22 protein-coding genes are annotated in these 18,498 nt (G+C 56.4%); 11 read left to right on the plus strand and 11 right to left on the minus strand.

Annotation, left to right across the window (positions count from 1 at the left end; translation table 11 throughout):
• Positions 1 to 40: 40 nt before the first annotated feature.
• Genes HALTITAN_RS13645 through trmB form a run of 4 tightly spaced genes read right to left on the minus strand, consistent with a single transcriptional unit; the run spans position 41 to position 2,923 of the window.
• The gene (locus HALTITAN_RS13645; RefSeq protein ID WP_022522083.1) at positions 41 to 412 is read right to left on the minus strand and encodes a diacylglycerol kinase; all 372 of its coding nucleotides are present in this window, start codon (positions 410 to 412) and stop codon (positions 41 to 43) included.
• A gap of 34 nt (positions 413 to 446) precedes the next feature.
• Complete coding sequence (dacB, locus tag HALTITAN_RS13650) at positions 447 to 1,922, minus strand: D-alanyl-D-alanine carboxypeptidase/D-alanyl-D-alanine endopeptidase (RefSeq protein WP_027958632.1); 1,476 nt, start codon at positions 1,920 to 1,922, stop codon at positions 447 to 449.
• A gap of 9 nt (positions 1,923 to 1,931) precedes the next feature.
• Complete coding sequence (locus HALTITAN_RS13655; protein WP_022522081.1) at positions 1,932 to 2,261, minus strand: DMT family transporter; 330 nt, start codon at positions 2,259 to 2,261, stop codon at positions 1,932 to 1,934.
• Entirely contained in the window at positions 2,258 to 2,923 is a 666-nt protein-coding gene (gene trmB, locus HALTITAN_RS13660) for a tRNA (guanine(46)-N(7))-methyltransferase TrmB (RefSeq protein ID WP_009287456.1), read from the minus strand. The genes HALTITAN_RS13655 and trmB overlap by 4 nt, the downstream gene beginning before the upstream one ends.
• Before the next feature lie 221 nt (positions 2,924 to 3,144).
• On the opposite strand from trmB, the gene HALTITAN_RS13665 reads away from it, so the two are divergent.
• The 7 genes from HALTITAN_RS13665 to HALTITAN_RS13695 all read left to right on the plus strand — a co-directional run bounded on the left by HALTITAN_RS13665 (position 3,145) and on the right by HALTITAN_RS13695 (position 10,410).
• Complete coding sequence (locus HALTITAN_RS13665) at positions 3,145 to 5,028, plus strand: beta-ketoacyl synthase (protein ID WP_035538294.1); 1,884 nt, start codon at positions 3,145 to 3,147, stop codon at positions 5,026 to 5,028.
• A complete protein-coding gene (coaD, locus tag HALTITAN_RS13670) occupies positions 5,025 to 5,519 on the plus strand; it encodes a pantetheine-phosphate adenylyltransferase (protein ID WP_022522078.1) in 495 nt (164 codons plus the stop codon). Before HALTITAN_RS13665 ends, coaD begins: the two co-directional genes overlap by 4 nt.
• 222 nt (positions 5,520 to 5,741) lie before the next feature.
• Positions 5,742 to 5,990 (plus strand): YfhL family 4Fe-4S dicluster ferredoxin, encoded by a 249-nt coding sequence (locus HALTITAN_RS13675; RefSeq protein WP_008957577.1) that lies wholly within the window; start codon positions 5,742 to 5,744, stop codon positions 5,988 to 5,990.
• A 5-nt stretch (positions 5,991 to 5,995) separates the two neighbouring features.
• Positions 5,996 to 7,294 carry an MATE family efflux transporter gene (locus tag HALTITAN_RS13680; RefSeq protein WP_009287458.1) on the plus strand — a complete coding sequence of 433 codons (1,299 nt, stop codon included), beginning with the start codon at positions 5,996 to 5,998 and terminating at the stop codon, positions 7,292 to 7,294.
• Positions 7,295 to 7,452: 158 nt separating this feature from the next.
• Positions 7,453 to 8,763 (plus strand): short-chain fatty acid transporter, encoded by a 1,311-nt coding sequence (locus HALTITAN_RS13685; RefSeq protein WP_009287459.1) that lies wholly within the window; start codon positions 7,453 to 7,455, stop codon positions 8,761 to 8,763.
• Between the two features lie 91 nt (positions 8,764 to 8,854).
• On the plus strand, positions 8,855 to 9,382 hold the full coding sequence (locus HALTITAN_RS13690; protein WP_009287460.1) for an acyl-CoA thioesterase: 528 nt from the start codon (positions 8,855 to 8,857) through the stop codon (positions 9,380 to 9,382).
• Between the two features lie 23 nt (positions 9,383 to 9,405).
• On the plus strand, positions 9,406 to 10,410 hold the full coding sequence (locus HALTITAN_RS13695) for a hypothetical protein (protein ID WP_009287461.1): 1,005 nt from the start codon (positions 9,406 to 9,408) through the stop codon (positions 10,408 to 10,410).
• 1 nt (position 10,411) lies between these two features.
• On the opposite strand, the gene HALTITAN_RS13700 is transcribed toward HALTITAN_RS13695, so the two are convergent.
• Positions 10,412 to 11,806: an aminotransferase-like domain-containing protein gene (locus HALTITAN_RS13700; RefSeq protein WP_009287462.1), complete on the minus strand. Its 1,395-nt coding sequence runs from the start codon at positions 11,804 to 11,806 to the stop codon at positions 10,412 to 10,414.
• A gap of 97 nt (positions 11,807 to 11,903) precedes the next feature.
• Here HALTITAN_RS13700 and HALTITAN_RS13705 point away from each other — a divergent pair, with 97 nt between their 5' ends.
• On the plus strand, positions 11,904 to 12,509 hold the full coding sequence (locus HALTITAN_RS13705) for a LysE family translocator (protein ID WP_009287463.1): 606 nt from the start codon (positions 11,904 to 11,906) through the stop codon (positions 12,507 to 12,509).
• A gap of 28 nt (positions 12,510 to 12,537) precedes the next feature.
• On the opposite strand, the gene HALTITAN_RS13710 is transcribed toward HALTITAN_RS13705, so the two are convergent.
• Both HALTITAN_RS13710 and HALTITAN_RS13715 read right to left on the minus strand, forming a co-directional pair.
• Complete coding sequence (locus HALTITAN_RS13710) at positions 12,538 to 12,909, minus strand: I78 family peptidase inhibitor (protein ID WP_039859450.1); 372 nt, start codon at positions 12,907 to 12,909, stop codon at positions 12,538 to 12,540.
• 109 nt (positions 12,910 to 13,018) lie between these two features.
• A complete protein-coding gene (locus HALTITAN_RS13715; RefSeq protein ID WP_027958626.1) occupies positions 13,019 to 13,150 on the minus strand; it encodes an entericidin A/B family lipoprotein in 132 nt (43 codons plus the stop codon).
• Between the two features lie 174 nt (positions 13,151 to 13,324).
• On the opposite strand from HALTITAN_RS13715, the gene HALTITAN_RS13720 reads away from it, so the two are divergent.
• A complete protein-coding gene (locus tag HALTITAN_RS13720; RefSeq protein WP_027958625.1) occupies positions 13,325 to 13,744 on the plus strand; it encodes an HIT domain-containing protein in 420 nt (139 codons plus the stop codon).
• A 7-nt stretch (positions 13,745 to 13,751) separates the two neighbouring features.
• Here the strand turns inward: HALTITAN_RS13720 and HALTITAN_RS13725 are convergent, their stop codons facing one another.
• The 4 genes from HALTITAN_RS13725 to HALTITAN_RS13740 all read right to left on the minus strand — a co-directional run bounded on the left by HALTITAN_RS13725 (position 13,752) and on the right by HALTITAN_RS13740 (position 16,453).
• Positions 13,752 to 14,801 (minus strand): nickel/cobalt transporter, encoded by a 1,050-nt coding sequence (locus HALTITAN_RS13725; RefSeq protein ID WP_009287464.1) that lies wholly within the window; start codon positions 14,799 to 14,801, stop codon positions 13,752 to 13,754.
• Positions 14,802 to 14,880: 79 nt separating this feature from the next.
• Positions 14,881 to 15,540 (minus strand): DUF1007 family protein, encoded by a 660-nt coding sequence (locus HALTITAN_RS13730; protein WP_009287465.1) that lies wholly within the window; start codon positions 15,538 to 15,540, stop codon positions 14,881 to 14,883.
• Positions 15,537 to 15,896 (minus strand): hypothetical protein, encoded by a 360-nt coding sequence (locus tag HALTITAN_RS13735; protein WP_027958624.1) that lies wholly within the window; start codon positions 15,894 to 15,896, stop codon positions 15,537 to 15,539. Before HALTITAN_RS13735 ends, HALTITAN_RS13730 begins: the two co-directional genes overlap by 4 nt.
• Positions 15,893 to 16,453, minus strand: coding sequence for a hypothetical protein (locus HALTITAN_RS13740; RefSeq protein WP_009287466.1), 561 nt, complete (start codon positions 16,451 to 16,453; stop codon positions 15,893 to 15,895). Before HALTITAN_RS13740 ends, HALTITAN_RS13735 begins: the two co-directional genes overlap by 4 nt.
• 140 nt (positions 16,454 to 16,593) lie before the next feature.
• Between HALTITAN_RS13740 and HALTITAN_RS13745 the strand changes: the two genes are divergently transcribed.
• Both HALTITAN_RS13745 and HALTITAN_RS13750 read left to right on the plus strand, forming a co-directional pair.
• Positions 16,594 to 17,727: a glycerate kinase gene (locus tag HALTITAN_RS13745; RefSeq protein WP_039859452.1), complete on the plus strand. Its 1,134-nt coding sequence runs from the start codon at positions 16,594 to 16,596 to the stop codon at positions 17,725 to 17,727.
• A 260-nt stretch (positions 17,728 to 17,987) separates the two neighbouring features.
• Positions 17,988 to 18,464 (plus strand): Dps family protein, encoded by a 477-nt coding sequence (locus tag HALTITAN_RS13750; protein ID WP_027958621.1) that lies wholly within the window; start codon positions 17,988 to 17,990, stop codon positions 18,462 to 18,464.
• Positions 18,465 to 18,498: the final 34 nt, after the last annotated feature.

Here is an 18,498-nt window from a genome sequence, read left to right on the forward strand (position 1 = left end):
GCTGACAGCGCGTCAAAAACGTTCGCTTTCAATTACCTGCTTAGCTAAAGAATTTTTCCCAGCCCAATAGCCCCCAGGTAAGCCCGGCCATGATCAGCGACAGCATCACCGCCGCCGAACCAATATCCTTGGCCCGCCCTGAAAGCTCATGGTGCTCGGTACCAATCCGATCCACCACGTTCTCAATCGCACTATTAAGCAGCTCCACTATCAGTACAAAAAACAGACTACCCACTAGCAGTAGCCAACTGATAGGTCCTTCACCGATCCACCAGGCAAGCGGCAGCAGTACTACCGTAATGCCGACCTCTTGACGGAAAGCCGCCTCGTTTCTGAACGCCGCTTTCAGGCCTTTCCACGAATAGCGTGTGGAGTGAACCAAATGTGTTAAACCGGTATGCCCAGGTTTCATGCAGATCGCCTCACCTTGTGAGCGTAGAGTTTGTTCAATTCGCTAACATCATTGCTTCTAGATCCTGTGACAACGGATCCAGCACTTCAGTCCAGCTTAAATAAGGCGTACTGCCGTTACCATTGACCATGACACTAAACACCCCCCAGCGCCCTTGCGCAGTGCGAAAATAGCCCGCCGCGGCGCGTACTGCAAAAGGTTGGTTAAGCGTGCCGGTTTTGATCATGACATTGTTTTGAAACGTGGAGGAACCTCGCCGAATGAAGCGCATTACCCCGTTAGCGGGTGACTGAAAGGCCGCCACAAAGCTGGGAAACAGGCTACTTTGACGAAACATGTCCTCCAGCATTACGTTAACGCCCTGGGCCGATGTGCGGTTTTCAGTGGTCAGTCCGCTACCACTATACAATGTTAACGGCCCGTGCCCGGGCAGGCTGTGGGCGTAAGTTTCAATCGCCTGGCCCGCCTGGCGTAGCTGTGCCTGGGGTGTCTCGACGAGATCCAGCGCCAGCACATCGGCCATATAGTTATTGGAGTAGTTCATGATGCGCAGCAATAGCTCTTGCAGTGGCTGGCTGTCCACCGCCGCCAGACGCTGGGCGCTGCTAGGCGGCTGAGACGAGCTAACGCGCCACGCTTCGCGCACCTGTATACCCGCCTGGTTCAACATGCCCATTAGGACTTGCGCGGTTGTTTCGGCGGCATCCCCTGCGCCACGGTAGACATCGCGTGCAGTGGCATTGGTGGAGATCTGCCCCGTCAAGCGCATCACGTCGCCACGCTCATCGGTAATTCGTTCAGCGCTAATCTCAGTACCGCTATTGGCGGGGCGGGTGATTACTTGGTTATCAATGGTGATCAGCGACGTCTGGCTATCGCATAGCCCCACTTGGGCGGGCTCACCCGCGTTCGTCGCTGGTGCGACATTAACGCACCAGCTACCAAAGTTAACGCCAGCTGAGGAGAGCGGCGCGCTATAGGCATTGGCAACCCGAGTCAGGGCATTACAGCGATCCGTGGTAATACAGTCCACTGACCCAAAGCGCCACTGGCTGACCACCAACGCCCCCTCTACCTCACGCACCCCGGCTAAGTGCAAACGCTGCACCAAGCGCCAAAGGTTCTCAGTGGTTAGGCCCGGGTCCCCGCCGCCCTCAAACACCAAGTCACCGCGTAACACCCCATTTTCAATGCTAGCGGAGCTGACCAGTTGGCTGGTAAAGCGGTGCTGGGGGCCAAAACGGTTTAGCGCCGCCGCCGACAAGTAGGCTTTAGTGACCGAAGCGGGCGACAGCTGTCGATCCGGGGTGATGCTGCCCAACAACGCATTAGCGCCTGCATCGGCATCCAAAAGGCGTGCTTCCGCGCTAATCGAAAAGCCTTTGCTCTGCAGTTGGCCCAGGCGATTGAAATCGGCGAACAGACTGGTGCTGGCACACAGCGCCAATGTGGCTACACCTGTCACCAGCGACCAGCGCTGCATGCGCTTAACAGCAAAAAAACACCCCATTACAGCTCCTCAATGCACATTCATTTTTGAAAACATTTGCAGCATGACCACGCCTGCTACTATCAAACTAATTCCTATCACCGCCGGCAAATCAGGCTTTTCACCGAATACCACTATGCCAACCAAGGTGACCAGCACAATACCCAGGCCTGCCCAAATCGCATAGGCAACCCCTACCGGCAGCGTGCGCAGCACCAGGCTGAGCAAATAAAAAGCTAACCCGTAACCCACTACCACCACCACGCTGGGTAGCGGGCGCGTGAAGCCCATGGAGGCTTTTAAGGCGCTCGTGGCGATCACTTCGGCCACAATCGCCAACACCAAATAGACAAACGTCATGTTCGCTCCAACTCAACGCATAAACGCCACAGAACCTGGCCACTCTGAGCATACTTAGCTTCGAAAGGGGTTAAATAGTCCCCTTTAGGCGCAATTTCAGTCACCGCTGCCTGTTTGCCGGTTACCTGTGCCACTGCCAAAGCAAACTCTTCAACGTAGAGGGACCAGTTGGAGCGCAACTCAAGATACCCGCCAAGCGCCAACAGTGTGGGTAAAACCGCATGGCCATGCCAGCGCATTTTTAGGTGCCCCGCCTTGGGATAAGGGTTCGGATAAAGGAGAAAGTGATACTCTGGCGCCCAGCCAGCCTGATAGGCCAAGCGCCAAAAGTCGACCAGATCCGCTCTTACCAGCAGCGCATTGTCAGGCAACTGGCCGTGGTCGCGCCCCAAACGATCCTCGCTGCGATCCACGCCGATTACCGCATGGGCAGGGAACTGCACCGCCAGTTGGCGGGTCGATATCCCCACGCCACAGCCCGAATCTAGTATCAACGGTGCCTGACGGCCCACGAACCACTCTGCCGCCAGGGCGAAACTGCGCTGCGTGTGTTCGGCGATTGGTTTACGTAGCGGATGCGTTAACGCTCGGCTCACTCGTCGGGCGAGATCCTGATGTGGGCCTGGCTGATTAGAAACCACTGGTCGAGAAGTATGCTGCATGCCATTACTCGGCTGAAAAGCGTGATTCTATCAGTCTCGAACGCTTGCGGCATGACGCCGTTGCTCAGCCGGTGCTATGATCACGCATAACGTGCTTCTTAGCGTACTTATTAAGCGCATGGTACTAGGCATCATATACCGAGTACTTTTGCCGATAATTGTTATTACCACCACCGCACCACGAGGAACCCGGCTTGTCACACTTACCGGTGATTGTCGGCATGGGCGGCATCAATCCCGCTGGCAGAACCTCTGGCCATCAGGCCTTCCGCCGCACCGTGCTTGATGCCCTTCCTGCTGACCAGCAACGCCAGACACTGGAAGGCTTGGCCGCGCTTATGCGTCTAGTCGAGCACTCCGAAGAGGGGTGGCACGATAGTCAAGGTCAGCCCGTAGAGGCCCCAGCGCAGTCGCTGCGCGATCAGGTGCTGAACCACACCCTGATCCGACGCAACGAAGACCCTCGCTTTCTCGACCCTGGCATGCCGTCAAACCGGCAAGCCAGCATGCAGTTGGCCGAGCCGCTACGCTTTACCCTGCGCCGCCGCCAGTTACCCGAACACCTGCCGGAGGATTGGCAGGTGCGCGACATTGATGTCCGCGAGGTAGAGGTGAGCGTACCTGCAGGGGTGTTAGAGGTACTGCTTCCCGACGCGCAGTTACCCAAGGTACGCGCGGCGGCCCAGCTACCCAGCGGCTTTAACCCCGCAAACCTCTACCGCAGCGTGCACCACCCCCGCGGGCTATCGCTGGCGGTATTTGGTGCCAGCGACTGCCTGGGCGCCAGCGGTCTCTCTTGGGAGACGCTGCGCCAACAGTTAAATCCGGATCATATTGCCGTGTACGCCGGGAACTCCATTGGACAGCTAGACGATCAAGGCTGGGGCGGCTTACTGAAAAGCCTGGTGAGTGGTCAACGCGCCACCTCCAAGCAGATGCCTCTGGGCTATGGTCAGATGCCCGCCGACTTTTTGAATGCCTATGTACTGGGTAGCGTAGGTGGCACAGGCGCAGCGTTAGGCGCCTGTGCCAGCTTTCTCTATAACCTGCGCCTGGGTATTGATGACATTCGCGCCGGACGCCGTCGTGTGGTGATGGTGGGTACTGCAGACGCACCCATCACCCCGGAAATCATCGAGGGTTTCCGGGCCATGGGTGCGCTAGCTGACGACGCTGGTCTGAAAGCCCTGGATGCTCTGGAGCTGCTCACCGACAGCGATTATCAGCGCGCCTGCCGTCCGTTTGCGCGCAACTGTGGCTTTACCATGGCGGAAGCCAGCCAGTTCGTGCTACTGATGGACGATGCCCTAGCGTTGGAAGTCGGCGCGGATATTCTCGGTGCGGTGCCTGATGTGTTCGTTAATGCCGATGGTTACAAGCGCTCGATTTCGGCGCCGGGCATCGGCAACTACATCACCCTCGGCAAAGCGACTGCGTTGGTGCGCGATATGCTGGGCGAAAAATCCCTTAAAGAGCGCAGCTTTTTGCACGCTCACGGCACCAGCACACCCAAAAACCGCATTACCGAATCCCATGTGTTCGACGAAATTGCCCGCGCCAACGGCATTAGCGACTGGCCCGTAGTGGCGATTAAAGCCTTTATTGGCCACTCACAAGGCTCCGCGGCGGGCGACCAGTTGGCGAGCGCACTGGGTAGTTTTGCCCACGACTTGCTGCCGGGCATTCCCACGCTGGATACGGTGGCTGACGATGTCTATGCTGAGCGGCTGCGCTTTTCTCAAACGGCACAAACTTTTCGCGCGGACGCTGCTTTTATTAACGCCAAGGGCTTCGGCGGCAACAACGCCACCGGCGTGGTGCTTTCACCTGCGGTGACCGAACGCCTGCTGACGCAGCGCCACGGCGCGGCGGCGGTGAACGCCTGGAAAACCCGTCGCGAAACCACCCGCGAAGCAGCAGCGGCCTACTTGGCCCAGGCAGACCGTGGCCACTACGCTCCACGCTATCAGTTTGGTGAAGCGGTGCTGGAGGGCCCAGAGCTGGATATTCACGCTGACCGGATTCATATCCCCGGTTACGACCACGCCGTCTCCTTAACCAGCGATAACCCGTTTGGCTGCCTGGACGAGGAGAGCGAGGAATGACCACGCGCAAACTGAATATCGCCGTCTACCCCGGCACCTTCGACCCTATCACCAATGGCCATTTTGACCTGATCGAGCGCGGCGCACGGATGTTCGACAAAGTGGTCATCGCGGTGGCGGCAAGCCCTGGCAAAAGCCCCCACCTCGACTTGGAAACGCGCATGAGCTTAGTGAAAGCGGTCTGCGCGCCGCTGCCCAACGTTGAGGTGATCGGCTTCTCGACCCTGCTCACAACCATGATGCACGAACAGGGTGCGACAATCATTCTGCGCGGCCTGCGCGCGGTCTCTGACTTTGAGTACGAGCTGCAGTTGGCCAATATGAACCGCGCACAAAACCCGGAGCTGGAGAGCGTGTTTTTAACCCCCGCGGTAGAAAATTCGTATATCTCTTCAACCATCGTGCGCGAAATTGCCAAGCTTGGCGGCGATATTTCCCCCCTGGTGCATCCTCAGGTCGCCGAAGCGCTGCGTAACCACTACACTAGCTAGCCAACGCCATTGTTGAGTAAAACACTCAGGTATTGCTATTGATACCCTAGGGGTTTGTACGAAAAGTCGCTGAGCGAAGGCCAGACTAGGCAAAAATCGGCGAAAAAACGGAGTTTACAGGGTGTAAATGAGTATTTTGAGCCGATTTTTAACAACGTATGGACGAGCGCAAGCAGTTTTCGTGCAAAGCCCGAGTGTTAATGCCATCTGCGAGGTATGCCCATGGCCCTGATGATTACCGACGAGTGCATTAACTGCGACGTCTGCGAACCCGAGTGCCCCAATGATGCGATCTCCCCCGGTGAGGAGATCTACGTCATTGACCCTAATCTATGCACCGAGTGCGTGGGTCACTATGACGAACCTCAATGCCAACAGGTCTGCCCGGTGGACTGCATTCCACTTGACCCTGAACGCCACGAAAGCCAAGAACAGTTGATGAAGAAGTACCGCATCATCACTGCCGCCTAAACCCAATGCGGATTTGGGCCCTTGCTTGGCCAATCATCCTCTCCAATATCACCGTCCCGCTGCTCGGGTTGGTGGATACCGCTGTGGTCGGGCACTTGCCCGACTCCCGCTACTTAGCCGGCGTTACCCTCGGTGCCACACTGTTTAGCTTCCTCTATTGGGGGTTTGGCTTTTTGCGCATGGGCACGACGGGGCTGGTCGCCCAAGCCATGGGGCGCGAGAGCGATACAGACGTGCGCAACCTGCTGGGGCAGTCGCTGATCATGGCGCTGGTGATTGGTAGCCTGCTGATTGTGTTTGCCTCGCCGCTGATTACGCTCGGTTTATGGCTGTTAGATGGTAGTGAGGTAGCGACTGATTTAGCGCGAGAATACGCCCATATACGCCTCTGGTCTGCACCGGCGGTGCTCGCCAACTACGCCATTCTGGGCTGGTTTTTGGGCCAACAGAACTCCCGCGTCACGCTGATGATTTTGCTGCTCACCAACAGCGTTAATATCGTGCTGGATTTATGGTTTGTAGTAGGCCTGGGGATGACCAGCAACGGCGTGGCCTGGGCGAGCGTAATCGCTGACTACAGTGCCCTAGCGTTTGGTAGCTACCTGGTGCTTCGCCAGCTAACCCGGCTGGAAGGCCATTTTTTACGCGAGCGCCTGCTGGCACTCGCAGCTTACACAGCCCTGTTTAACGTCAACGCCAACCTGTTTGTGCGCACCCTCGGCCTGCTGTTTGCCATGGCGTTCTTTACCGCCCAGGGTGCTCGTCAAGGCGATACAGTGCTTGCTGCCAACGCTGTGCTGCTACAATTTATCATGCTCACCAGCTACGCCCTGGACGGCTTTGCCCACGCTGCCGAATCACTGATTGGGCGCGCCTATGGCCGTCAGGATTGGCAGGAATTTGCCGCCACTGTGCGCGCCGCCGCGCGATTTTCATTATGGACGGCTGGCGCTGCCGCCCTGCTGTTCGCGCTGGGCGGCAATGCGCTCATAGCGCTGCTCACCGGCCTTGAAGAGGTGCGTGCAACTGCGGCGCAGTACTTGCCCTGGATGGTCGTCATGCCGCTGATTGCGGTATGGAGCTACCTCCTTGATGGGGTGTTTATTGGCACCACTGCGGTACGTGAAATGCGTAACAGTATCTTTATTGGCCTAGCCGCCTATCTACCCATTTGGTGGCTAACCCAGGGACTGGGCAATCATGGGCTCTGGCTGGCGTTTATGCTGTTCACGCTGGTGCGCTCGGCGGTGCTGATCGCCTACTACTATTTTCACTACCATCGCCCCTACCGGTTAAACCATTAGCGTTAAAACAGGCGCAATTAACCTCAACTACGCTAACGTAAGATTAAGCGGGCAGCTTCAACGTGAAAATTTCCGTACTCACCCGTATATTAGCTATGCCGTTACACTTCCAAGACCTTGCTTAGCCACTTCCTAATAATGAATAAAGAGAGCATCCCATGCTTAAAATGATCTCAAAACCGGCGGTAAAGCTGGTGGAGCGCTATCTCCCCGACCCGTATATTTTCGTACTATTGCTGACATTAATTGCCTCGGCCGCCGCAATCGCCATTGAGCGGCAAACACCGCTGGCAGTACTGCGCTTCTGGGGTGATGGCTTCTGGGGCTTGCTGACGTTCTCTATGCAGATGCTGCTGGTGCTGGTCACCGGTTTTATGCTGGCAAGCTCACCGCCAGTAAAACGCATTCTGCAGAAAATAGCCGGTACTGCGAAATCCCCTGGCGGTGCAATCATCCTAGTGACGCTGGTCTCATTGGCGGCCAGCTGGATTAACTGGGGGTTTGGCCTTGTGGTCGGCGCGCTATTTGCCAAAGAGCTGGCCCGGTTGATCCGCGTTGACTATCGGCTATTAGTGGCCAGTGCTTACTCAGGCTTTGTGGTGTGGCACGGCGGTTTGGCAGGTTCAATCCCGCTAACCATCGCTACCGAAGGGCATTTTTCCGCCGATCAAATTGGAGTGATTGGTACCGGCTCTACGATTTTCGCCTTCTTCAACCTCGCTATTGTGGCCTGCCTATTTATTGCCATCCCACTGGTAAACCGCATGATGCTGCCGGATGAGAAGGATAGCGTCTATGTCGACCCAAATGTTCTGAATGACGAGCCCGAGCCGGTTGGCCGCATTACTCGCCCTGCTGAACGCCTGGAAAATAGCTTTACCCTCGCCCTGCTGGTCGGAGTGCCGGGGCTGCTGTTCTTGCTTGATCACTTCCTGTTACGAAGTGGCGGCTTAAACCTTAACGTCGTTAACTTTATGTTTCTGTTCCTAGCCATTGTGTTGCACCGCACGCCACGTAATCTGCTCAATAGCCTGCACGAAGCGATTAAAGGCGGCGCGGGGATTGTCATCCAATTCCCATTTTACGCTGGCATCATGGCCATCATGGTGCAGTCCGGACTAGCAGAGAGCATGTCCGAGTGGCTGGTCTCCTTTGCCACCACCAATACACTGCCGTTCTGGTCGTTTATCAGCGCGGGTATTGTCAACCTATTCGTCCCTTCCGGCGGCGGCCAGTGGGCAGTTCAGGCACCGGTGATGCTACCGGCTGCTCAGGCCTTAGGAGCTGATATTCCGAGGGTTGCCATGGCGGTGGCTTGGGGCGATGCCTGGACTAACCTGCTACAGCCCTTCTGGGCACTCCCGGTGCTCGCCATTGCGGGCCTAAAGGCGAAAGATATTATGGGCTTCTGCCTGATTCAGCTTTTTATCACCGGCATTATTATTTCCGTCGGTCTGGTATGGTTTTAAACAACCGCCAATGACTGCCCGTCGCTCAGTTTGCCCAGCATATGAGTAACGGGCAGCCGTTATTGGTCTCACGTAGGAGCAGGAGCACCGAATGACAGACGCCGAAATCAGCGCTAACGCTGCCCTGCCTGGGCAGCATGAACTCTCCATGACCGTATTGATGACGCCCGATATGGCGAATTTCAGCGGCAAAGTCCATGGTGGTGCAATTCTTAAAAAGCTCGATGAAGTCGCTTTTGCTTGCGCCAGCCGCTATTCGGGCCACTATGTGGTGACGCTGTCAGTGGATCAGGTGTTGTTTAAGCAGCCGATTCATGTCGGTGAGCTGGTCACCTTTCTGGCCAGCGTTAATCATGTTGGTCGCTCGTCGATGGAAGTGGGCATCAAGGTCGTGGCTGAAGATATTCGTAATAAGCTGATCCGTCATACCAACAGTTGCTACCTCACCATGGTAGCAGTGGACGCTGATGGTAAACCCGCTAGCGTACCGCCGCTCAAGTTGGCCACACCGCTCCAGGAACTGCGTTTTGAAAAGGCGGCACTGCGCAAAAAATTACGCAAACAGGCAGAAAAAGAGGAACTGCTGACCCAGCAGCATTACCAGTCCCAGGCCCATTAAAGACCCAACGACAAGGAGTTCGTATGCCCGCCAGGGAACGCTATCCACACCTGCCTAAAGCGGTTGAATACGCCCATATTGGTTGGGATTTTTTTATCCTGACGCTAGTGGTGATTAATCTATCGCTACTGCTGTTTGATTCGCTGTTTCTGCTTGACCCTATTAACCAGGGCATCGCCAACCTCGCCCCCGGTTTTCACACCTTCTACGATGACGTGATTCATAGCCGTTTTATCACCATCGACCTGGTATTTGTCAGCTTTTTTATCGCCGACGTACTGCTGGGCTGGTCAATCGCGATTGCCGAGCGGCGCTACCACCGCTGGTTTTTCTACCCCTTCGTGCACTGGTACGATGTGCTGGGCTGCATTCCCCTCGCGGGCTTCCGACTACTGCGTATTTTACGCGTTGTATCGTTAATCAATCGGCTGCATCGCCTCGGCCTTATTGATGTTACCCACTGGTACATCTATCAATTTGTGGCCAAGTATTACGACATTCTGCTTGAGGAGCTTTCCGACCGCATCGCCCTGCGTCTATTGGGCAATGTACAGCAGCAGATACGCGCCAGCGATTCGCTGACCGAGCGCGTGATTGAACGTGTGATCATGCCCCGCAAAGCTCAGCTGATTCATGAGATCGCTCAGCGGCTGGAGAGCACTATCGGCAAAGCCTACCAGCACAACCGCCAATCCATTATGGCGGCAATCAGTGATTTAGTTAGCCGCACGCTACGGGAAAGCCCCGAGATTCAGCGCCTTAATCGCCTGCCCATGGGGCAGCAGGCCACCAGCGCGATGGAAGCATCACTCAGCGGCGTTGCTCAACGGCTAGTCGATGAGCTGCTGCTAGGCATTCATTCGGATGAGTTTAGGCAGTTAGTGGAGCGCACCGCCGACAGCGGCTTCGACACCTGGCTGACGGTTGACGAAGGCAGCAATCGGGTCACCGAGCAGGTGCTGTACGACGTCCTCGAAATGCTTAAAGACCAGGTGCGCCACCAGGGCTGGAAAGACCGCTACGAGTAATTCACAAAGTGACAGGGGCTAATGGGCGCTCGGTTAAACAGGCGGCGACGATACTCAATGCCTGAATCAGTTCACTGCGATCCGCCGCGGCCCCAACACATAGCCGAATCGCTTGGGGCGCTGGCGTGCTCCCGACACAAAAGGGCTCTGCGCTGCTGACCTTAACGCCCCGCTGCAGTAGCCGTTCACACAGCTCTACGGCCCGGCTCCCCTCTGGCAGCGCAAGCCATACATTGCTGCTGTGCGAACGCCCGCTTAAGGAAAAATCTTTTAGCCATTCGGCAGCCAACTGCTGACGCTCCGCGAGCTCCTGAGTTTGCCAGGTAAGTAATTTTTCCGCCGCGGGCTGATTAATCCAATGGCAAACCACATCGACCATTAGCGGTGGCACCATCCAACTCTGAGCGCGAAGGCCTGTCGCTAACCGCTCGTGCAAGCTTTTAGGCGCACGCAGTACGCCAATTCGTAGCCCACCCGCCAGCACTTTAGCGGTACTAAACACAAACAGCGTGCGCTCCGGCGCAAGCCTGTAAAGGGGTGTACCGCGCTGCTCAGCGGGTAGATACTGCACGCCATCTTCAATCAGCCAGATATCGTAGCGCCGTGCCAACGTTACCAGTCGCTCGCGGCGCGATTCGCTTAAACACGCGCCGGTGGGGTTGTTCTGTTCCGGCGTTAGATAAATCGCTCTAGGTGGCTGCCGGGCACACTGCGCCTCAAGCAGATCCATGCGCATCCCTTCACTGTCTTGACCAATGCCTACCAACTTTAGATGCCCCTGCTGCGCAGCGCTGATGGCACCGGGATAGGTCAAGGCATCAGCGGCCAACAGCTCGCCCGGCCTTAGCAAGGTGCTGAGCGCCAAACTAAGGCCATGCTGCCCACCCTGGGTAATGAGCAGCTCATCGGCCATCAGCGGCATACCCAAAGTATTTAACCAGCGAGCGAGTACTTCACGATGCTCATGACGCCCCTGGGCCTGTTGGTAAGTAACACCACGTGCTAATGCTGCCCCGGATTGACTTAAAGCGACCAGCGCTTCGCTCAACAGCGTCTGCCGCAACGGGTGGGGCGGTGGCAGGCTAAGGCTTAAATCGATCACACCGGCCGTTTCGTCAGCGGGAAACGTCAGGCTAAAAGCATTGTTTTGGTCTTGGCTCTTCACATAGGTGCCGCTACCCACCCGTGCCGACACCCAGCCATTGCGTTCAGCCTCAGCGTACCCCCGGGTTACCGTGCCAATGGTCACACCTAGCGCATCCGCCAAGCGGCGCTGGGGCGGCAATCGCTCCCCTGGCAGTAGTGTTCCCGCCTGGATAGCGGCTTCAATGGCACTGGCAATAGCGCGGTAACGTGAACCAGAAAATTCAGCTAGCGAAGGCACCCACATTGTCATGGTGACAATAAAACCTTTGACGTCAATTTAAACCCCATTATGCTAGCAAAATCGGCAACAAAACAATCCTTATCACCAAATTGTATGGATACAATAAATGAATAGCGAATGGGTAATCCTCGGTCCGGCCGCACTCTATATGATGTCGATGACGCTTACCCCAGGGCCGAACAACGTTATGCTTACCGCCTCTGGCGCTAACTTCGGCTTTAGGCGTACGCTGCCGCATATGTGGGGGATTTTAGGCGGCTGCTTTTTGTTGTTTGCAGGTATAGCACTGGGCTTGGGCGTGCTGTTTGAACGCTACCCGGCGATTCAAACGGCACTGCGCTGGATAGGCAGCGCGTATTTGCTCTATTTGGCTTGGAAAATTGCCAGCGCCCCGCCGCCCAATCTTAAGGCGCAGACCCATAGCGTACCCTTTACATTTTGGCAGGCAGCGGCGTTTCAGTTTGCCAATCCTAAAGCGTGGGTAATGGGGCTGGCGCTGATGGCGGGTTTTCTGCCCGAAAGCGGTCAGCCGATAGTCAACGCGCTAGTGCTGGCGGGCTTTGCTGAACTAGTGGGACTACCGTGCATCGCTTTGTGGGCCGCCTTTGGCACGGCGATTGGGCAGTGGATCAAAACGGAGGCCGCGTGGCGGGCGTTCAATATCACCATGGGGGCATTGACCGCCGCCTGCGTCGTGCTGATTTTAGGTTAGCCTGAAAACGAGCTGTGCTCGGCTACCGTTAGCCGCAGCGCAGCGCTTCAATGCCGTCTTGATCATCAAGATGGATATTTAAGCGATCCGGACGGTGATCCATGGTGGCCATACTACCAGGGCGCAGCACGCGTACTTGCCGAGCGTCGCTATCGCTTTGTAACTGCGCAACGTTAGCCTCGTCGAAGGGCTCACCGATAGCGGATTGGATAGCGTCTAGATCACAGCTGGCAGCCTGCTCACCACTGGAACCGTTCGGCGCTACCGTTGGCGGCGGTGGCGCTGCGTCTACGTCGTCGTTGGCAGGGGAAATCGGCATTTGGGAACTAACGCAGGCCGTTAACAACAGTGCACAAGCGCTAACAGCAGCGAACTTAGCCAGAGTAATACGGGGTTTCATCCTTGAATCTCCAAAAATAGGGGCATGGAAACCGGTTATAAAAACCAACGGGCCGGGCGTTAGCCTAGCCCGTAGGATACCACTTGCTTTAAAACACAGTCTTACTTAATTATTCAGCGGCATCTTGGACGGCTTTACCGCCCTCTTGCACATCCTGACCAGCGCCAGAGATGGTGTTACAACCAGTTAGAACACCCGCTGTCATCAGCAGCATAAAGCTCATGGCCAATAATTTTTTCATTTTCCGTTCTCCTTAACGAGTCATTCAACATCGGGAAACTCCACTGGCAACGTCATTTGCCTCTTGGGAGTTTTTTCAGGGTAACAGCGTTTTGGCAATCGCGCTCGCTTTCCCTACGTCGCTTCGAGGCGACTATACTAGCAATTACCTAAACCCTTGCCCGGAGCCTATCCTTTGATCAAATTCGAGCTGGATGAACGCCTTGCCGCCGACACCTTCCCCATCGCAGACCTTCCGCTAAGCCGCGTGCTATTAATGAATGACGCACGCTATCCCTGGGTGATTCTAGTACCGCGCCACGCCTCTATTAGCGAAGTATTTGAGCTTCCTGCTGACGACCAGCAGCAGCTGTGGCGGGAAGCCACTCAGCTAGGTGAAGCAATGAAAACAGCGCTTGAGGGGGACAAAATCAATATTGCCTCGCTAGGCAATGTGGTTAGCCAACTGCATGTACACGTTGTGCTTAGACGGCACAGCGATGCGACCTGGCCGGCACCGGTATGGGGCAATGGCAGCCCCGAACCCTACGACCTGGATGGCCAGGCGCAGTTACGGGATCAGTTACTGGCACTTATCGACGGGCTTGATATATAGACGACTTTTACCCCGTTAATGGGTGGCCTTGACGAGCAGGTGGCTCATTGAGGAGCGGCCCACTGGCAGGCTGTGCGACGCCCGCAACACTAAGCGAAATCCCTATTACTACTATCAGCGCACCACCGGCCAAGGCCACCCAGCCGGTGGCTTTTTGTACGCTGCGCTGGCTGTACTGTTGCTTGGATAAGCGCCGCTGCGCCCAGCCACGGGCAAAAATGCTCGCCAGGGCAAGCGCTGATACGGTTATCCCAGTGCCGATCGACATGGCCACTACCGATGCTACCCCCACCTCAAACTGACCCAGCAAGCTGGCTGCCCCCAGCATTAATACCGCCCCACTACAGGGACGCATACCAATGGCGCCGACCGTCATCATCGCCGTACGCCAATCTAACGCCTGATGCGGTTCAATATGGTGAGCACCACCGCAACAGTGGCTGTGGTCATGACCATGGCTATGTTCGTGGTTTGGATTATGTTCATGGTCTTGATTATGTTCATGGCCTGGGCTGTGCGAATGAGCCGCTCGCTCCGGCTGATAGGCTCGCCGCAACTGCTTGACGGCCCGCCAGCATAGCCACGCCCCTAACGCCGCCACCAGCAGAAAACTAGCCTGCTCTACCCAGGCAACGCTACCCATGGCCTGCCGGGTTATCCAGCCTAGGCCGTAAACCAGCACAACGACCAGCGCAATGGCGGTCACGCCTTGCAGTAAGGAGGCAGCAAAAGAGAGCCCCAAGGCGCGCTTTACCGCACCGCCGTGGGAGGCTAAGTAGGTCGCCAAGACGGCTTTACCGTGCCCCGGCCCGGCGGCATGAAAGACGCCATAAGCGAAGCTAATGCCTAGCAGGCTCACCCAGGTCGCCATGGTGGGGGTGCGCGACAGTTCGGTAATCGCCAGCGTTAGCGAACGGTGCAGATCACGCTGCCAACCAAGTAGCTGATAGCTCACGCTCTGAAACCCGCCTTGCCAAACGATGATGAGCACTGCTGCGGCTAGCAGAAGACCCAGCATTAACCCTAATTGACGTGTAAAGGGCCGTGTTAAAAACATTTAACCGCTCCACCGAAAAAGTTGTTATAAAGTAACAAGACCATAAAATAGCACGGCTCTGCCTGTTTTCGAACAGCGCCTAGCGACAATCAACTTGGCCGGTTTCGGCAAAATAGCGCCCCAAGCCGGGCTCACCACTCTCATCTTTATCGAGCAGCGCCGCTTGCATCACCAACTCAGGGTCGGGATCAGCGGGGAGAATAGACAACTCACAGACAGGCTCACCGTGAAGTATCAGTGCATCATCCCGTGGCTGGCCACCCTCCTCCTCGTGCACCACTTCGATGTAGTAGGTGGGGTCAAACACTTGGTAGCTAAGCATGGCATCTGTCAGCGGTTGGGGCGCTTCCAGCGGCAGGATAAACATAAAGGTAAGCCGCCCATCCCGCTCCATGGCGGTATATTCGCTTACCTCACCCAACGCCTGGCGTTCACCATTAATACTCACTTCGGTTAAATAGTGCTGCGCGGCGAGATTATCGCGAATCTCTTTGCCAAGCTGATCCAGCCCCTCCTCTAGACTGGCGTTTTCCACCTGCTGTAGTTCTTCAAAAACGACCAGGCTGTAGAAGGGATCCATCCGCCAGGTTTGATGCAGGCCACTCACCATGCCTTGATCATCGGTGATGACCCGCACACTCAGGTCGATCCAGCCGTGAGGGTGGGCACGGGCATCGGGGCTGACCACAAAGCTACTCATACCCAAGCAAACGGCTACTGCGGTACCCGCCCACTTCATGGCGCGACACCTAATTTATGTTGCAAGGCGACAAGCCAAGGGTCGAGCAAATAGGGCGGCAAGGGCTGACTTCCCTTCAGCGCCGAAACACGTACGCGGCTGCCCCTGCCCTCTTCGCTTACCTGCAGTTGCAGGCGATACTCCGGCCAGCGGGCAAGGGATGCCTCGGCGCGCCCCAACGACAGATCCGCATGGCGTACCACATAGCCCTGCTCCACCATCAATTCCACGGCTTCGCGGAAGGTTTCCTCTGAAGAGGTAGCGTAAACCAGTTCACGGGGTTCCAAAGGCGTTGTCGTCGCGCAGCCAACCAATCCCCCCAGTAGCCCGATTAACAACCAGTGGCGCATTTTCATAACGGCCTCCCGGTCGCAGGGGCGGTTTGCGTAAAACTGGTTTGAAAGCGCTGACAGAAATCGTCGTTGCTGGCACTGTAGGATTCACGCAGATCACCCCAGTGATCGAAGCGGCGAATATCTCGGGATATCCGTATATGCGCGTCATCCACCAGTAGCGACACACGCTCCACCTCCACCGGCTGCTGGCCCACGCCACCGCCATAACCAATCCCCCCGATGCCAAAACCGACACCGGAACCACCGCGCCCTATGCCCACACCACCAAACAGGCGCATTCCACGCCCATAGCTGTAGGCATCATCGTAAGGATCATAATAGCCGTGCAGTGGCCGTTCGCGGCTGGCGCTGATCAAGCCCAGGGAAGTATCGGTAGAGTTCAGGGTAAACCCCCACTCGGTGAGCACCTCAACGCTGGTTTCCAGCGCCTGCTCATGGATGGCGGGGAAATAGCACGAAGCCGCTGGCGCTGGTTCCGCTTGGGGCAGACGGTCAGGAACCACTTGGCAGCCAGCAAGTACCAGCAGACAGGTTAAGCTTATGGGTATCGACTTCATATTAGTCCCTCTAAATGGGCGAGGCCGCTGGTTTGGCGCAGGCTAGCGCGCTAAGCTCGCCAAAGGTGGTCATACTTAACTGACATTGTAGGGTAATGAAGACACCGTATTGAAGACACCGTTTTGCGGAGATCGTGCTAATGAATGTTTTGCTTTGCCCCGACAGCTTCAAAGATGCACTAAGCGCCCAAGACGCCGCAACTGCCATGGCGCGGGGCGTGCAGCGCGCTGCACCTGAGGCGCACATTCAAGTCTGCCCTTTAGCGGACGGCGGCGAAGGCAGTCTAGACGCACTCATCGCCGCGACTGGTGCCGAGCGGCGCCAGCTAAACGTTCAAGATGCCCTGGGTCGCCCTCGTCAAGCAGCCTGGGGATGGCTGAGCGACCAGCGTACCGCGTTTATTGAGCTGGCTGAAGCCAGCGGATTACAGCACTTAGCGGCCGACGAGCGTAATGCGCTACACACCTCTACCTTTGGGGTGGGTGAACTACTGCTGACGGCACTGGATCAAGGTGCAGAAAAAGCGCTGCTGCTGCTTGGCGGCAGCGCCACCAATGACGGCGGCGCAGGCATGCTGCAGGCACTGGGCGCGCGCTTTTTAGATCAACACGGCGAACCGCTTCCCCCCGGCGGCGCGGCGCTTAACCAATTGGCTAGCTTAGAACTCGATGGGCTAGACCCGCGGTTAGCCAAGTTTAGCCTGGAAGCCGCCGTTGATGTGGACAACCCGCTGCTGGGCGAACGCGGTGCCAGCGCGGTATTTGGCCCGCAAAAAGGAGCATCACCTGAAGAGGTCGAGCAGTTGGATCGTGCGCTGGGTCACTTCGCCGATATCAGCACTCATGCATTAAGCGATGATTATCGAATGCTACCGGGCGTAGGGGCCGCGGGCGGTATGGGGTTTGCGGCCAAGGCTTTTTTAAATGCCACGCTAAAGCCCGGTATTGAGATGATTATGCAGCAGGCCGGCATGGCTTCGCTGTTGGCCCGTGCCGACCTGGTGATTACCGGCGAAGGCCGTTTGGATGGGCAGAGCCTGTCGGGTAAAACGCCCATCGGCGTTTCCCGTGCTGCCAAACGTCTCCACAAACCCGTCATCGTGCTGGCGGGCAGCCTAGGCGATGGTTGGCAAGCCTGTTTTGATGAAGGCGTCACCGCCGCTTTCGCGTTAGCCGATGGCCCCATGACGTTAGCTGACGCACTACCGCGCACCGCTAAACTGCTGGAAGCGCGCTGTGAAAGCCTGCTGCGTCTGTGGGTACACAGACCTTGAAATGTATGTAGACCTTGAAAAAGGCTCTCGCCGCCAGCATCTATTAAATCAGCAAAGGGTAACGAAAGTGGCTTAATGTCGAAGCACCAATGGCAAAGCGCTAATTTCAAAGTTCTAATTTCAAAGTTCTATTTCAAAGATCTATGGCCGCGATGCAAAAAACTTGTTTTGCATCGCTACAGTTACACCCTATTCTGAAAGCACGCATCAACCGCCGCCTACTGTGGCATAAACACTGCGGCATAAAGAGGAAGCAGGATATGACTGACACCAACAGCATTGGCCTACACGAAGGTAGCGCTAGTCAACTCGCAGAAAAGCTCAACCACCTGCTGGCCAATTACCAAATTTTCTATATGAACGTACGCGGCTACCACTGGAATGTTCGCGGTAGCGACTTTTTCGAGCTGCACGCCAAGTTTGAAGAGTTCTACACCGACCTGCTGACCAAAGTGGACGAGGTTGCCGAGCGCATCCTGACCCTGGGTCACAAGCCGGTACACGCCTACAGCGACTACGTAACGCTGTCGCGCATTCAGGAAGATAAAGACGTTCACGATGGCACCACCTGCGTCAAAGGCGTGCTGAAAGGCTACCAAACGATCATTGAGCTGCAGCGTGAGCTGCTGGCGCTTGCCTCTGACGCCGACGATGAAGGTACCGCGGCGCAAGCCGGTGACTACATTCGCGAGCAGGAAAAAACCATCTGGATGCTCAACGCCTATTTAAGCAAGTAAGCGTCATCTTTTGATGTAAGAACGGCACCGTCTA

This window comes from Vreelandella titanicae BH1, assembly GCF_000336575.1.
Lineage (GTDB): Bacteria > Pseudomonadota > Gammaproteobacteria > Pseudomonadales > Halomonadaceae > Vreelandella > Vreelandella titanicae.